Annotated in this window: 11 protein-coding genes; 6 read left to right on the top strand and 5 right to left on the bottom strand. The window is 63.9% G+C overall.

The genetic code is table 11. The features are described from left to right. Positions 1-218 precede the first annotated feature (218 nt). Both PAQ31011_RS21680 and argA read right to left on the bottom strand, forming a co-directional pair. Positions 219-494 carry an oxidative damage protection protein gene (locus tag PAQ31011_RS21680; RefSeq protein WP_039398907.1) on the bottom strand — a complete coding sequence of 92 codons (276 nt, stop codon included), beginning with the start codon at positions 492-494 and terminating at the stop codon, positions 219-221. Between the two features lie 191 nt (positions 495-685). Then, the gene (gene argA, locus PAQ31011_RS21685) at positions 686-2,035 is read right to left on the bottom strand and encodes an amino-acid N-acetyltransferase (protein WP_039398905.1); all 1,350 of its coding nucleotides are present in this window, start codon (positions 2,033-2,035) and stop codon (positions 686-688) included. Between the two features lie 44 nt (positions 2,036-2,079). On the opposite strand from argA, the gene hrpA reads away from it, so the two are divergent. The 4 genes from hrpA (at position 2,080) to PAQ31011_RS21705 (ending at position 9,453) form a co-directional block, all read left to right on the top strand. Then, complete coding sequence (gene hrpA / locus PAQ31011_RS21690) at positions 2,080-6,291, top strand: ATP-dependent RNA helicase HrpA (protein ID WP_150577782.1); 4,212 nt, start codon at positions 2,080-2,082, stop codon at positions 6,289-6,291. 218 nt (positions 6,292-6,509) lie between these two features. Next, positions 6,510-7,505: a YVTN family beta-propeller repeat protein gene (locus PAQ31011_RS21695; protein ID WP_150577783.1), complete on the top strand. Its 996-nt coding sequence runs from the start codon at positions 6,510-6,512 to the stop codon at positions 7,503-7,505. 76 nt (positions 7,506-7,581) lie between these two features. Beyond that, positions 7,582-8,508: an EI24 domain-containing protein gene (locus PAQ31011_RS21700; protein ID WP_150577784.1), complete on the top strand. Its 927-nt coding sequence runs from the start codon at positions 7,582-7,584 to the stop codon at positions 8,506-8,508. A 105-nt stretch (positions 8,509-8,613) separates the two neighbouring features. After that, positions 8,614-9,453, top strand: a complete 840-nt coding sequence (locus PAQ31011_RS21705) for a competence/damage-inducible protein A (RefSeq protein WP_150577785.1) — start codon at positions 8,614-8,616, stop codon at positions 9,451-9,453. 171 nt (positions 9,454-9,624) lie between these two features. Here PAQ31011_RS21705 and PAQ31011_RS21710 read toward each other — a convergent pair whose 3' ends face one another. Next, positions 9,625-10,641, bottom strand: a complete 1,017-nt coding sequence (locus PAQ31011_RS21710) for a zinc-binding alcohol dehydrogenase family protein (protein WP_150577786.1) — start codon at positions 10,639-10,641, stop codon at positions 9,625-9,627. 140 nt (positions 10,642-10,781) lie between these two features. On the opposite strand from PAQ31011_RS21710, the gene PAQ31011_RS21715 reads away from it, so the two are divergent. Beyond that, positions 10,782-11,702 (top strand): LysR family transcriptional regulator, encoded by a 921-nt coding sequence (locus PAQ31011_RS21715; RefSeq protein ID WP_150577787.1) that lies wholly within the window; start codon positions 10,782-10,784, stop codon positions 11,700-11,702. A 17-nt stretch (positions 11,703-11,719) separates the two neighbouring features. On the opposite strand, the gene PAQ31011_RS21720 is transcribed toward PAQ31011_RS21715, so the two are convergent. Beyond that, positions 11,720-12,154: a YybH family protein gene (locus PAQ31011_RS21720; protein ID WP_150577788.1), complete on the bottom strand. Its 435-nt coding sequence runs from the start codon at positions 12,152-12,154 to the stop codon at positions 11,720-11,722. Positions 12,155-12,473: 319 nt separating this feature from the next. Beyond that, positions 12,474-13,220 (bottom strand): fumarate/nitrate reduction transcriptional regulator Fnr, encoded by a 747-nt coding sequence (fnr, locus tag PAQ31011_RS21725; protein WP_150577789.1) that lies wholly within the window; start codon positions 13,218-13,220, stop codon positions 12,474-12,476. 338 nt (positions 13,221-13,558) lie between these two features. Between fnr and scpB the strand changes: the two genes are divergently transcribed. Continuing rightward, positions 13,559-14,824 carry an SMC-Scp complex subunit ScpB gene (gene scpB, locus PAQ31011_RS21730; protein WP_150577790.1) on the top strand — a complete coding sequence of 422 codons (1,266 nt, stop codon included), beginning with the start codon at positions 13,559-13,561 and terminating at the stop codon, positions 14,822-14,824. Positions 14,825-14,954: the final 130 nt, after the last annotated feature.

Consider the following 14,954-nt stretch of genomic DNA (forward strand, 5'->3'; position numbering starts at 1 on the left):
GTAACTCACGCGCGCTACACACACAACGAATGATCGGCAGAAAAGACAAAGGGCACATGCTGAGTGACGGCATGTGCCCTTTTGTCGTTTAGGCATACGTCCCGAGAAGAAGCACTGGAGGCGTATGTGGGGCGGATCGGTGCCCTGTTCTGGAGCGAGTTGGGTTTATGTCTGAGCGCCGGAATAGGGTGCCGATCTGCCCGGAGGGAGGTTTTAGCTCACTCGGAGGGCGGCGGCACGTAGCCTTGCGCGACATCGGCACCGTCGCCGAAGAAGTACTTCTCGGTTTGCTTCACGAGGTACTGACGCGCACGCGGGTCGGCCATGTTCAGTCGGTTCTCGTTGATGAGCATGGTTTGTTGCTTGAGCCATCCGGCCCAGGCTTCCTTGGAGACGCTTTCCCAGAGGCGTTTGCCGAGTTCACCGGGCATGGGGGGGAAATCGAGACCTTCGGCTTCGGTGCCGAGTTTGATGCATTGAACCATGCGGGCCATGAGGGAACTCCTTCGTGATCGTCGAGTGTAGTGTGAATGGGGGCTGCGCGTCGGTCGGGGGCGGGAGCGAGGGGAACTCGCGAAATTCACGTCCCGAGGGCCAACGGCGGCGGCCGATAACCGGATATGGGGGCAGGGGCGCGGGATGCAAGGGATGGGACCGAGCGTCACGCGGGACCTGCCCGCCCAGATTACAGTTTCTTGATGAGCACCAGCGAGCGGCGTTGCCAGTTATAGAGGCGGCGGCGGTCGGCGGGCAGATCGTCGACCCCGGCTTTGACGAAACCGCGTTTGAGGAACCAGTGTTCCGTGCGGGTCGTGAGCACGAACAGGCGTTCCAGACCGCGGGCGCGGGCGCGTTGCTCGATGTGCTTGAGCAGACGCTCGCCGTCGCCCGAGCCTTGCGCTTCCGGATCGACCGTCAGGCAGGCCATCTCGCCGATGCGCTCGGAGGGGTACGGATAGAGGGCTGCGCAACCGAAGAGGCGTCCATCGTGCTCGATGACCGAGAAGTGGTCGATGTCGCGTTCGAGTTGGTGGCGGCCGCGTCGGACCAGCGTGCCGTCCGATTCCAGCGGTTCGATGAGTTGCAGAATACCGCCGACGTCGTCGATGGTCGCTTCGCGCAGGCTTTCCAGATTCTCATACGAGATCATGGTGCCCACGCCGTCGTGCGAGAAGAGTTCGAGCAGCATGCTGCCGTCGAGCGAGAACGGCACGATGTGCGCGCGACCCACGCCTGCGCGGCAGGCGCGCGTGGCGTACTTCAGATAGAAGGCCGAGTCGCGGTCGATGGTGCCCTGAGACTGCATGCGCTGCGCGTCTTCCAACGTCAGTTCGCGTTGCAACTCGTTGTATTCATTGAGAACGCCAGGCGTCTCGGTGATGAAGATCAGCTTGTCCGCGCGCAACGCAATGGCGGCGGACGATGCCACGTCTTCCATCGTCAGATTGAACGACTGGCCGGTCGGCGAGAAGCCGAGCGGCGAGAGCAGCACGATCTTGCCGTTCGCGAGCGACAGGCGGATCGACTCGGCGTCGACCTTGCGGACCACACCCGTGTGCTGGAAGTCCACACCGTCGACGATACCGACCGGGCGGCCCGTCACGAAGTTGCCCGACACCACGCTGATGCGCGCGTTGCCCATCGGCGTGTTCGGCAGTCCCTGGCTGATCGACGCCTCGATATCCAGACGCAGTTCGCCGGCGGCTTCCTTCACCGCTTCGAGCGCGGCGGCATCCGTGATGCGCAACTGCTGAGCGAAGTGCGATTCGATATGTCGCAGGCGCATCTGCTCCTCGACCTGCGGTCGCGAGCCGTGCACCAGCACGATGTGCATGCCCATGGCGCACAGCAGCGCGACGTCCTGAATCAGGGAGTCGAGTCCACCGGCCGCGACCAGTTCGCCGCCAAAGGCGACCACAAAGGTCTTGTCACGGAAGGCATGGATGTAAGGAGCGACCGAACGCAGCCAGTCCACGAACTGGGCTTGATGGGCGGTCTCTTCGTCTTGTAGGGCGGGGTCGGGTTCGGTCAGCATGGGTGTACGTGCGCAAACATGCGCAGATTATATAATGCGCGCCCATGGCAAGTGATGAACGAAATCGACAATCTAAGCCCCCGAAGCCGAAAGTGACGGCGCCGGGGCAGACGCGTGCTCAAACAACGGGCACTGCGCAAACTCATAACCCTAAAAAATCGGACAATCCGGCCGAGTCGCGCAAGCCGCAGACGCCGGCGACGAACGCCACACAGGGCGGTGGACGCAGTGCGCGCCAGCCGGGCGGACAAGGCGAACAGGGTGGCCGGGGCGACGCCTCGCGCCGCCTGTCGCCCGCAGAGCGCGCGGCGCGTGACGCCGAGCGGCTTGCCGCCCGACAGGCCGCCGCCAACCGTGTGCCCGAGATCCAGTTCCCTGAAGCGCTGCCGGTCTCCGGCCGACGCGAGGAGATCGCGCGCGCCATTGCGGGCCATCAGGTCGTGATCGTCAGCGGGGAAACCGGCTCCGGCAAAACGACCCAGTTGCCCAAGATCTGCCTTGAACTCGGGCGTGGTCTGGGCGCAGGCGGCACCGGTCTCATCGGCCACACCCAGCCGCGACGGATTGCCGCATCGGCCACCGCGCGTCGCATTGCCGACGAACTGAACACCCCGCTGGGCGAAATCGTCGGCTTCAAGGTCCGGTTCAACGACACGCTCTCCAACGGCGCGTCCGTCAAATTGATGACAGACGGGATTCTGCTTGCCGAGACGCAGACCGACCCGCTGTTGCGTGCGTACGACACCATCATCATCGACGAGGCGCACGAACGCAGTCTGAACATCGACTTTCTGCTCGGCTACCTCAAGCAACTGCTGCCGCGTCGCCCGGATCTGAAGGTCATCATCACCTCGGCGACCATCGACGCCGATCGCTTCGCCCGACACTTCGGCACAGGCGAGGGCGAGACGCTGCGACCCGCGCCGGTGATCGAAGTGAGTGGCCGTCTGTATCCGGTGGAAGTGCGCTATCGCCCGATACAGGACGATGCCCGTATCGCGAACGCCGAGGGTCGCGAGAGCAGCCGCGCCAGCGCGCGCGACCGGGAGCGCGATCTGATGGACGGCATCGTCGACGCGGTCGACGAGCTTTGCCGCGAAGGCTCGGGCGACGTGCTCGTCTTCCTGCCCGGCGAACGTGAGATTCGCGAAGCGGCCGAGTCGCTGCGCAAGCACCATCCGCCACACACCGAAATTCTGCCGCTGTTCGCGCGTCTGTCCGCGACCGATCAGGAACGCGTGTTCAAGCCGTCCAACGCGCGACGCATCGTGCTCGCGACCAACGTCGCAGAAACCTCGCTGACCGTGCCCGGCATCCGCTATGTGGTCGATGCCGGTACGGCGCGCGTGAAGCGCTACTCGTACCGCAACAAGGTCGAGCAACTGCAGATCGAGTCGATCTCGCAGGCCGCGGCCAACCAGCGGGCGGGGCGATGCGGTCGTGTCGCCGATGGCATTTGCATCCGACTGTATGACGAAGCCGATTTCCAGTCGCGCGCGCGCTTCACCGACCCGGAAATCCTGCGCTCGTCGCTGGCCGCGGTCATTCTGCGCATGCAGTCGCTGCGGCTCGCGAAGGTCGAGGAATTCCCGTTCATCGAACCGCCGCCGGGGCGTGCCATCGCCGACGGCTACCAGCTGCTCAACGAACTGGGCGCCGTCGACGACACCAACCAGTTGACGCCGCTTGGGCGCGAACTGGCGCGTCTGCCGCTCGACCCGCGCGTGGGCCGCATGATTCTTGCCGCGCGCGATCAGCAGTCGCTGCGCGAGGTGCTCATCATCGCCAGTGGTCTGGCGGTGCAGGACCCGCGCGACCGGCCCATCGAAGCGCAGGACGCCGCCGACAACGCCCACAAGAAGTTCGCCGACGAAAAGTCCGAATTCCTGTCGTGGATCAAGATTTGGAAGTGGTTCGAAGAGGCGATTGCCCACAAGAAGTCCAACCGGCTGCTGGCGCAAGCCTGCCGGGAGAACTTCCTGTCCCAGTTGCGTCTGCGCGAATGGCGCGACGTCCATAGCCAGTTGCTCACCGTGGTGCGCGAACAGGGCTGGCGTCTGAACGAATCGGAAGCGACTTACGAGCAAGTGCATCTGGCGCTGCTCGCGGGTCTGCTCGGCAATATCGGCTGCAAGGCCGACGACGATCCGCATTTCCTTGGCGCACATGGCATCAAGTTCCACATCTGGCCGGGCTCGTCGCTCGTCAAGAAGGCCGGGCGCTGGGTGATGGCGGGTGAACTGGTTGAGACGAGCCGTCTCTACGCGCGCTGCATTGCCCGGATCGAGCCCGAGTGGATCGAGCGCGTGGGCAAGCATCTGGTGAAGACATCGCTATCTGACGCGCACTGGGAGAAGAAGCCCGCGCAGGTCACCGCTTACGAGCGCGGCACGTTGTACGGCCTGACGATTTACGCGCGTCGGCGCATGAACTTCGGCCCGCGCGATCCGCGTCGTGCGCGGGAAATCTTCCTGCGTAGCGCGCTGGTGGAGGGCGAATGGGAGACGAAACTCCCGTTCTTCGCCCACAACCGCAAGCTCATCGCGGACATCGAGCAGCTCGAACACAAGTCGCGTCGTCAGGACGTGCTCGTCGACGACGAACTGATCTACGCCTTCTACGACGCCCACGTACCCGCCGATTTATACGACGGTGCGAGTTTCGAGCATTGGTATCGGGAGACGGCCAAGGGCTCGCCCAAGCTGCTCTACCTCGTGCGCGACGACCTTATGCGTCACGAGGCGGCGGGCGTGACGACCGACCTGTTCCCGAAGAAGACGGTCATCGCAGGCGTCGAGATGGCGCTCACGTACCACTTCGAACCCGGCTCGCCGCGCGACGGCGTGACCCTTGCCGTGCCGCTCTACGCGCTCAATCAGGTCGACGCACGCCGCTGCGAGTGGCTCGTGCCCGGCATGCTCAAGGAGAAGGCGCATCTGCTCATGAAGTCGTTGCCGCAGAAGTTGCGTCGCCACTTCGTGCCGCTGCCGGAGTACGCGGCGGGCTTCCTCGACCGGGCGACGTTCGGCCAAGGCGCGCTGCTCGATGCGCTGATAGCCGACGCGCGCGAGCTGACCGGTGTGATGCTCAAGTCGAGCGACTTCAAGCTCGAAATGCTCCCGGCCCACTTGTCGATGAACTTCAAGGTCATCGACGAACACGGGCGTCAGCTCGGCATGGGACGCAATCTGGCGCAACTGCGCGCCGAACTCGGCCAGCAGGCGCAACGCACGTTCCAGCAAATCGCGGCCAAGAGCGGCGCGACGCCCACGGGCAATGTGGTCGTCGAACCGCAAGCAGGCGGGGTGTCGAAGGGGGCGCAGACGTCTGCGGGCGGCAAGGCAGGCAAGGGCGGTGGCAAGTCGCCGGTGCAAGGTGCGCCGGCGGCTGCCGTCGAACCCGGCCGTTACGACAATCTCACGACCTGGAGCTTCGGCGAGTTGCCGGAGATGCTGGAAATTCGTCGTGGCGGACAGACGCTGTTCGGTTACCCGGCGCTGGTCGATCGTGGCGATCATTGCGATCTCGAAGTGTTCGACGATCCGGACGAGGCGCAACGCCAGCATCGCGCCGGGCTGCGACGTCTGTTCGCGATTCAGTTGCGCGAGCAGGTGAAGTATCTGGAGAAGAACATTCCCGGCTTGCAGCAGATGGCCATGCAGTACATGGGGCTGGGCACGCAGGAAGAACTGCGCGACCAGATCGTCGACCTGTCGCTGGAGCGGGCCTGTCTGCAACTGCCGTGGCCGGGTGACAACGCGTCGTTCGTCGCGCGCAAGGACGAAGGGCGGGGCCGTCTGACGTTGCTCGCGCAGGAGATTGCCCGGCTCGCCGGACAGATCCTCACCGAGTACGCCGCGCTCCAGAAGAAGCTGACGCAGGCCAAGCCGTTCGCGCAGGCGCACGCCGATATGACGGCGCAGTTGCAACGTCTGATCGGCAAGCGCTTTCTCATCGACACACCGTACGCGCAGCTAGCGCACTTCCCGCGTTACCTGAAGGCGATGGCGGGGCGCATCGACAAGCTCAAGGCCGATCCGGCGCGCGACGCCCGTGCCATGAGCGAACTCGGGCCGCTGCTTCAGAATTGGCAACGGGCGACGTCGCAACGCCGCGACTCGCACGACGCGCGGCTCGACGAGTTCCGCTGGCTGCTCGAAGAGCTGCGTGTGTCGCTCTTCGCGCAGGAGTTGCGCACGCCCATGCCGGTGTCGGTCAAACGTCTGCACAAGGTCTGGGAAGCGTTGCAGCGCTGACGGTTGTTTGACGCGGGGATTCGATGGCGTCCGGCGATGTTGCCGGACGCCATTTTTGTATCCAATTCGTGACGCATCGTCGTGGCAGTTTGCGTTGCGTCATGAAGTGTTGGAATTGTGTTTCGCCTGATCAAAAAAGTCCGCGGGATGCGCTTTGGCCGGGCGTTCCCAGCCTACAATAGCGGGACTTTTCCGAGCGATTTTCGAGAGATCCCGTAATGCGCAAACTTCTGATCGCTGCCAGCCTGGCGGCTTCCTTCGGTCTGGCGGCGCTGGCCGGCCCTGTGCGGGCGGCGACGCCGGCACCCGACAGCGTCGTGGTCGTGCTCAATTCGGCCGACGCGAGCGTCAGCCTGATCGACAAGGCCACGCAGAAGGTTATTCAGACGTTCCCGGTCGGCAAAGAGCCGCATCACCTGATGGCCACGCCCGACAACCAGTCGCTCATCGTCGCCAACTCGGTCGGCAACAATCTCGTCTTCCTCGATCCGAAGACGGGGCAGATCCAGCGCAAGATCGAGAACATCGAAGATCCGTATCAGATCGGCTTCTCGCCGGACAAGAAGTGGTTCGTGGCGAACGCGCTGCGACTGGACCGCGTGGACGTGTACCGTTTCGACGGTAAGAACCTGAGCGTGGCGCAGCGCATTCCTATCAAGAAGATGCCGAGCCACCTGGTGTTCACGCAAGACAGCAAGCTCGTCTTCATCTCGTTGCAGGAATCGAACGAAATCGCTGCCATCGATCTGGCCACCCAGAAGGTGCTGTGGAAGATGAAGGTCGGCGATAGCCCGGCGGGTGTGTGGCTCACGCCGAATGACAAGTACCTGCTCGTGGGCATGACCGGTGCGGACTACGCGGCGGTGGTCGACTGGCGCAACCAGAAGGTCGTCAAGACGATTCCGACGGGCAAGGGCGCGCACAACTTCCGTTCGCTGGCCGACGGCAAGCACGTGCTGATCTCGAACCGCGTGTCGAGCACCATCAGCATCATCGATCAGGAGTCGCTGACCAATGTCGGCAACATCACCGGGCTGCTGCCGGGGCCGGACGATATGGAGCTGACCGCCGATAAGAAGCAACTGTGGGTGACGTTCCGCTGGGCGCGCAAGGTCGGCATCATCGATCTGGCGTCGCGCAAGCTGATCAACACGATTCCGGTGGGACGCTCCCCCCACGGGATCTATTTCTACGACCGCGCGCCGGTGCTGTAACATCAAGGCCTTACTTTCCAAGGCCTGACCGTCCGGGCGTCGCAAAGACGCCCGGTCCGGTTCGTACCGCACCTGCATGAACGATATACTTCGCGCGCTTGGCCGCGCGCTCGTGAGTCTGCTGCATCCGCGCATGCTGTGGCTCACCGCAATGCCCTTCATCGTCTCCGGTCTTCTCTGGGGCGCTGTGATCTGGTTCGGATGGGAACCGTTCACCGATTTCCTTCGCGTCTGGCTCGAACAGTGGGAATTCACGCAGTGGATTTACCGCTTCTTCGGCTATTTCGGCGTCGACAGCGTGCGCATGGCGCTCGCACCGTTCATTCTCGTGGCGCTGCTGGTCCCGCTGATCGTCGTCACCGCGCTGTTGCTCATTGCCGGATGGTCGATGCCGGCGGTGTTGCGCCATCTCTCGCGGCGGCATTTCATTCATCTTGAGGCGCGTCAGGGCGGCTCGTTCTGGGGCAGCCTCGGGCAATCGCTCGGCGCGACGCTCGTCTTCCTGATTGCCGCGCTCATTACGCTGCCCCTGTGGCTCGTGCCGCCGTTCTTCGCCATCGTGCCGCCGCTGCTGTGGGGCTGGCTGACGTACCGCGTGATGACGTACGACGCGCTGGCGTATCACGCAAGTCCGGAAGAGCGGCGTCGGCTGGTGCGCGAGAAGCGTCTGCCGTTGCTGGTGATCGGCGTGGCGACCGGGTTGCTCGGCTCTCTGCCGACCCTGCTGTGGGTCTCGTCCGTGGTCATGATCGTGCTGTTCCCGGTCATTGCACTGCTCGCGATCTGGCTCTATGTGGTGATCTTCGTGTTCTCGGCGCTGTGGTTTGCCCACTATTGCCTGCGTGCGCTGTCGCGCATGCGCGCCGAGGAGGCACATCGGGAACCGACCTTCGCTGCGACCGTGCTGCCCGAGGCCGGGGCGTTGCAGCCGGAGAGCGAAGATTTGCCGCCGCTGTTGCAGGGGCCATCCGAGTCGTCGGGCTCACCGAACGGTTCGTCCTGAAAGTGGCACAATCGTCACACTGCGCGCTGCCGTCGGGCAGCGCCGCAATTTCACCCGGGGCATCCGGGGCCCCCACGGTCTGACGACAAGAGATAAGGAAGCATCATGGCGGTCGGCATCATCATCATCGGCGACGAGATTCTCTCGGGACGCCGTCACGACAAGCATCTGCCCAAGTTCATCGAATTGCTTGCCGAGCGCGGCATGCAGCTCGGCTGGGCGGAGTATGTGGGCGACGATCCGGCGCGCATTACCGCCACGCTGCGCCGCACGTTCGCGAGCGACGACATTGTGTTCGTGACGGGCGGTATCGGTGCCACGCCGGACGATCACACGCGCCAATGCGCGGCGGCGGCGCTGAATGTACCGCTGGTGCTCACACCGGAAGCCGAGGCGCTGATCATGGAGCGCATCGCGGACACGAGCCCCGACGGCCGCGCCGACATGACGCAGGCCGACAATCGCCATCGTCTGAAGATGGGGGAATTTCCGGTCGGCGCGCGCGTGCTGCCCAACCCGTACAACAAGATTCCGGGGTTCTCCGTCGAGCAACATCACTTCATGCCCGGTTTTCCGGTGATGGCGTGGCCGATGATGGCGTGGGCACTCGATACGTACTACGCAGATCTACACCACCTGACGAAGCACACCGAGCGCTCGGTGCTGGTTTTCGGACTGGCCGAATCGACGCTCACGCCGCTCATGGAGGCCATCGAGGCCGAGTACGACGGCATCAAGGTGTTCAGTCTGCCGAGCGTGGGCGATGCCGAGCGCGGCGCGGTCTATGCGCGTCGTCACATCGATCTGGGTGTGAAGGGTGACCCGTCGTTGGTCGGCGCGGCTTTCGAGCGTCTGATCGCTGGCGTGGAGACGCTCGGTGGCGAGATCATCCATCCCGCCGAGGCGGTGGCGTTGCCGGAGGGTACGGTGCCGTCAGCGAAGTGATGGCGGTGCGTTGAGGGCGTCTGATAGCCGTCTGAAGCGCGCCTGATGAGTGCCAAAACGGCACTTGCCTTTGCGGGCAAGCGCCGTTTTTGTTTGTGCGGTTTCGCGACGGGAATGGTCCGCCGTGAATAGCGCGCCAAGCGTCGCGTGGCGTGACGCTCGGCGCTCGCGTCAGAATCCGGCGAGCACCAGCTTGCCGATGGTGCGGCCGCCTTCGAGTTGCGCGTGGGCGCGACGCAGGTTCGTGGCGTTGATCGGGCCGAGGACTTCGCCGACCGTCGTGCGCAGCGTGCCGGCGTCGACCAGGCGAGCGACTTCGGTCAGCAGCTTGTGCTGCGCAATCATGTCCGGCGTTTCGTACATGGCCCGCGTGAACATGAACTCCCAGACGAACGTGGCGCTCTTGCTCTTGAGCAGACCGATTTCCAGCGGCCCTGCGTTCTCCACAATCGAGCAGATCTTGCCCTGCGGTGCGACGGCTTCGGCCATGGCCGGGAAGTGCGTATCGGTGTCGTTCAGGCACAGCACGAAGTCCACTTGCGGCAGGCCGATTGCCTTAAGTTGTGTCGGCATGTCCTGATAGTGGTCGATGACGTGTTGCGCGCCGAGCTGACGGCACCAGTCGGCCGACTCCGGGCGCGAGGCCGTGGCTACAACGGTGAGCTTTGCCAGCCGTCGCGCGAGCTGAATCGCGATCGAGCCCACACCACCGGCACCGCCGACGATCAGGATCGACTTGCCTTCGTCGCTGCCGTCGGGCGCAATACCGAGGCGGTCGAACAGGGCTTCCCATGCGGTGATCGTCGTGAGCGGCAGCGCGGCGACGTTCGCGAAGTCGAGCGATGCGGGCATATGGCCGGTAATCCGTTCGTCGACGAGATGGAACTCGCTGTTCGCGCCGGGGCGCGTGATGCTGCCCGCGTAGTACACGGGGTCGCCGACCTTGAAGAGGGTGACGTCGGGACCGACGGCCGCGACGGTGCCTGCGGCGTCCCAGCCCAGCACGCGCGGGCTCGCTTCGACCTTGTCCTTCGGCGCGCGCACCTTGGTGTCGACCGGATTCACGGAAATCGCTTCGACCTTGATCAGCAGATCACGCCCGGCCGGGGTCGGCGTGGGCAGTTCGACGTCTTCAAGCGACTTCGGGTCGTCGATCGGCAGATATCGGGTCAGTGCAATGGCTTTCATCGTTTTCTCCTGAAAGTGGGGTGCAGCGCCTGCGTGTGGTGATTTGGCGACGCACCGGATGCGATGGGGAGAGATTACGGCTAGTCGATTGCTTTGATAATTCGCATAATGCGGAAAAGATTTTTTGGAAAATCCATCAAATGGCATTGGACCTCGATACCGTAGCGTTGTTCGTTCGGGTGGCCGCGCTGGGGAATGTGTCGGCGGCGGGGCGCGAGCGCGGGCTGTCTCCGGCGACGGCGAGCACGCGGCTTGTGCAGCTCGAGGGCGTGCTGGGTGCCCGGCTGTTGCACCGTACGACACGACGCGTGGCGTTGACGCAGGAGGGGGAGGTGTTTCTGGCGCAGGCGCAGGCGTTGCTTGCAGCAGAGGCGCAGGCGTTGGCGAGCGTCGGGCAGGGATTTGCTGCGCCGCAGGGCCTGTTGCGGGTGTCGTGCTCGTCGTCGTTCGCACGTCAGCACATTTCGCCTGCATTGCCTGAGTTTCTGGCGCGCTATCCCGGTATTTCGCTGGATTTTCGATTGACGGACCGGGTCGTCGATCTGCTGGAAGAGGGCGTCGATATGGCGATTCGTGTCGGGGCCTTGCGCGATTCGACGCTGATCGCGCGGAAACTCGCGGCCAACCGGCGCACGCTTTGCGCGTCGCCTGCGTACCTCGCGGCGCATGGCGCACCGAAGCATCCCGGCGATCTCACCCAGCATGAGTGTCTGACGCTCGGCGACCAACGAGACTGGCGGTTTGTGACGCCGGGCGGCCCGATGAGCGTGCGCGTGTCGGGGCGTCTGGTGTCGGATAACGGGGAGGTGCTGCGTGACGCCGTGCTGGCGGGGTTGGGAATCGCGCTGAAGTCGACGTGGGACGTCGCAGCCCATTTGCAGCGCGGCGAGCTGGTGCCGGTGTTGCCAGCGTATCCCCTCGCAGAGGAGGTCGCCATCTGGGCCGTCTACCCGAGCCGGGTATTTGTGCCGCCCAAGACGCAGGCGATGATCGAGTTCCTGCAGGCGCGCTTCAGCCCGGTGCCGTACTGGGAGGCGCAGTGGCCAACGAAGGCCGACTAGGCCTGACCAGGGCGCGCTCAGTGAAGGCGGTGCGTCCTCGGCAACTGCGAGCTGCTGTCTTCGTGACCGATGGCCGGGCTGGCGTGATGCAGCACCAGACGCCAGCCGTCGGCTTCTTTCAGATAGACATTAGTGGCGAGCACGAACGCGAAGCGTGCTTCCGGCTGACTCTCGACCTGAATCTGCTCGAGCACGTTGTGAACGGCACACAACGGGTTGTGGGCCACTTGAAGCTGATTCGCCGTCACCTGCAGGCCGCCTTTGGCGAGGACTTCTCGCCAGCTCGCTCTGATCGCCGCCGGGCCGACGTGCCGTGGCCCCGCGGGGTGAATGCAAACGACTTCCTCGTCTTCCGACCAGACATCCATCAGCAAGTCCGTGTCGCCGGCGCGCAGTGCTTCGTAGAACGCGTGCTCGGCGTCTTCCGGACTGAGAAATATGGCAGCGGGCATAACGGCGTCCTCCATCGGAGACAAGCGCGTGTCGTATGCGTGAGCCGCTCTGAACCGACAGACGGGGCGGCGAACGCGCCGATTATGGAGTGTTTGCCGAGGCTTGTCGAACGCCGATCCTTTTGATCTGGCGCAAGACGCCGGGATGGCTGTGCCGGTAGTTTATCGGTAGCGGATCGCTGACGGATGCGCGTCGGATAGGTGGCCGTTAGACAGCGCGCGAAAGTTGTGGCGCACGGGGCTGGGGTCTGCGGGGAAGTGCGAGCGAGCCGGTGGGGGGGCGTGTGAGCGGGGGCGCTCGGCGCCCCCGGCAGCCGGATCAGCAGTGATGTACGCCGGCGAGTTCGCGCAGGGCGACGCCGTCGATAATCTTGACGTGACGTTGACGGATTTCGATCATCCCGTTCTGCGCGAAACGCGAAAACAGGCGGCTGACCGTCTCCAGTTTGAGACCCAGGAAGCTGCCGATTTCCTCGCGGCTCATGCGCAGCACGAACTCGTTGGCGGCATAGCCCCGTGCAGACAGGCGCTCGGAGAGATTCAGCAGGAAGACGGCGAGGCGCTCTTCTGCGCGCATCGTCCCCAGCGCGAGCAATTGCTGGTGCTCGTTGCGGATTTCCTGGCTCATCAGACGATGCAACTGGCGTTGCAACGACGGCACTTGACGCGAAAGCGTCTCCAGTTCGCCGAAGCGCGCAATGCACAGTTCGCTGTCTTCCAGGGCCACGGCGGTGGTCGGGTGATGGTTGTCGGCCACGGCGTCGAGGCCGATCAGCTCGCCCTGAAGGTGAAAGCCGACGACCTGCTCACGGCCGTCGGGGGCCGTAACGCAGCTTTTGAGCGACCCGAAACGAATGCCGTAGACGGCGGTGAGGTCATCGTTGGCGTGGTAGAGCACTTCGCCCTTCTTGAGGCGGCGGCGCTCGCTCACGAGTGCGTCCAGTCGTTCCAGCTCCGGCTCAGGGATGCCGACGGGCAGGCAGAACTGCCCCAGCGAGCACGTGGAACAACGAGGCTGGGCAACCGGAATGGGGTTGCCGGGAATGCGACCGATCTCGGTGGTCATGGAGGCCCCTGAAGTTATTTCGAGAGTTTACCATGAGGCGTCGACCCGTCGTTTCGACAGCCGGGACGACAGGGATTGTGACGGCGCTTTACGGGCGTGGATGTTTCAGTAATAATTGCGCACATACCGGACGTCCGTCTTGCCGTACTATCGGCCTGGGCGTTTTCCCGGCAGGTCGTTTCGAAGCATTCTGGTCGCGCCGCCGTCACTACGACCGAACACAATAGGGCGCGCGCTTATGCGAAACGGTAGTCTTCCATCGACGACCGTTTTCTGGTTCCAAGCATCCATTTATTCCTGATACCGGGTTGCCAAGCCCCCGGTCTGCTTAGTCGCACATGAATACCCAAGAGGCGAAACTCGTCCTCGAGACCGCGTTGATTTGCGCGCAGGAGCCGCTCAAGGTCGGCGATCTGCGTAAGCTCTTCAATGACGCCGTGTCTGGCGACACGGTGCGCGCGCTGCTCGAGGAAATCCGCGTGCAATGGGACGGCCGAGGTGTGGAATTGGTGGCGCTGGCCACCGGCTGGCGTTTCCAAAGCCGTCCGCGCATGCGTGAATACCTTGACCGCCTCAATCCGGAAAAGCCGCCGAAGTACTCGCGCGCTGTGATGGAGACGCTGGCGATCATTGCTTACCGTCAACCGGTCACGCGTGGCGATATCGAAGAGATTCGCGGCGTGACGGTCAACACGCAGATCATCAAGCAGCTCGAAGATCGTGGCTGGATCGAAGTGATCGGTCATCGCGACGTGCCGGGACGCCCCGGTCTGTACGCGACGACCAAGGACTTCCTGGACGATCTTGGTCTGCGTGCGCTCGATGCGTTGCCGCCGTTGGAAGATCCGGCTGCGCAGGCGCAGATCGATCTGCTGGCGCAGCAGAACATTGAATTCGGTGAGCGTGCCGAAGGCGAGGACGCTGAAGCGGAAGCGACGGACGATGCGCCGGTGGCCGACGTCGAGGCATTGGCCCGTCTGGCGCAAACACGTGCCGATGACCTGCCGCTTGCGCAGGGGCTGCCGGAAGGCCAGCGCCCGCAACCCGTTGGTGACGATGTGTTGACGGAAGATGCGCTGCTCGACGCGGTGATTGCCGAAGGTGAAGTGCTGGCGTCTGCCGATGTTGAGGGCGCTGATACCGATGCTCAGGCAGAGATTTCGCCCGATTCGGCGGAACTCGCAGGCACGGCGCACGTCAGTGAGCAGGGCGATGCACATAGCACGGACGCTGCGAAGGGCGAGGGCGATACGTCGTCGGCTGCCCTCGAAGCCGAAGCGCCGGGCGACGGCATTGTCAGCGAATCGGCATTGGCGTCCGATGCGCAGCGCGAGGAATTTTCCGAAGTATCGGAATCTGCAGTTCCTGTCGGCGACGATTCGCCGCAAGATGTGCAGAGCGTCGATGTAGAAGAAGGCGCGGAAGAAGGCACGGAAGACGGCACGACGAAGGCGGCAGATCCCGCAGCGTCGTTGGCGCAGGAGGTTTCCCCGCACGCTGTCGACTCGGCAGCGAACGAAGCCGCCGCCGGGCAGCACACGCCCGGTGCGATGGACGACGACGAGAACGACGGGGACGACAAGAATCTCGTCACTGGTACCTGAAGTGGCGGCGCTTTGCGCTGCGCACACCTTCGGGGCCGTTAGCGATAAGAACGAAGTCGCGGCAGGCTTTTGCCGCGCATTCATGGTGCGAACACGGATCAGGGCAGCGACCTAAGCCTGCCCACGACGA

The sequence above is a fragment of the Pandoraea aquatica genome (assembly GCF_902459565.1).
Lineage (GTDB): Bacteria > Pseudomonadota > Gammaproteobacteria > Burkholderiales > Burkholderiaceae > Pandoraea > Pandoraea aquatica.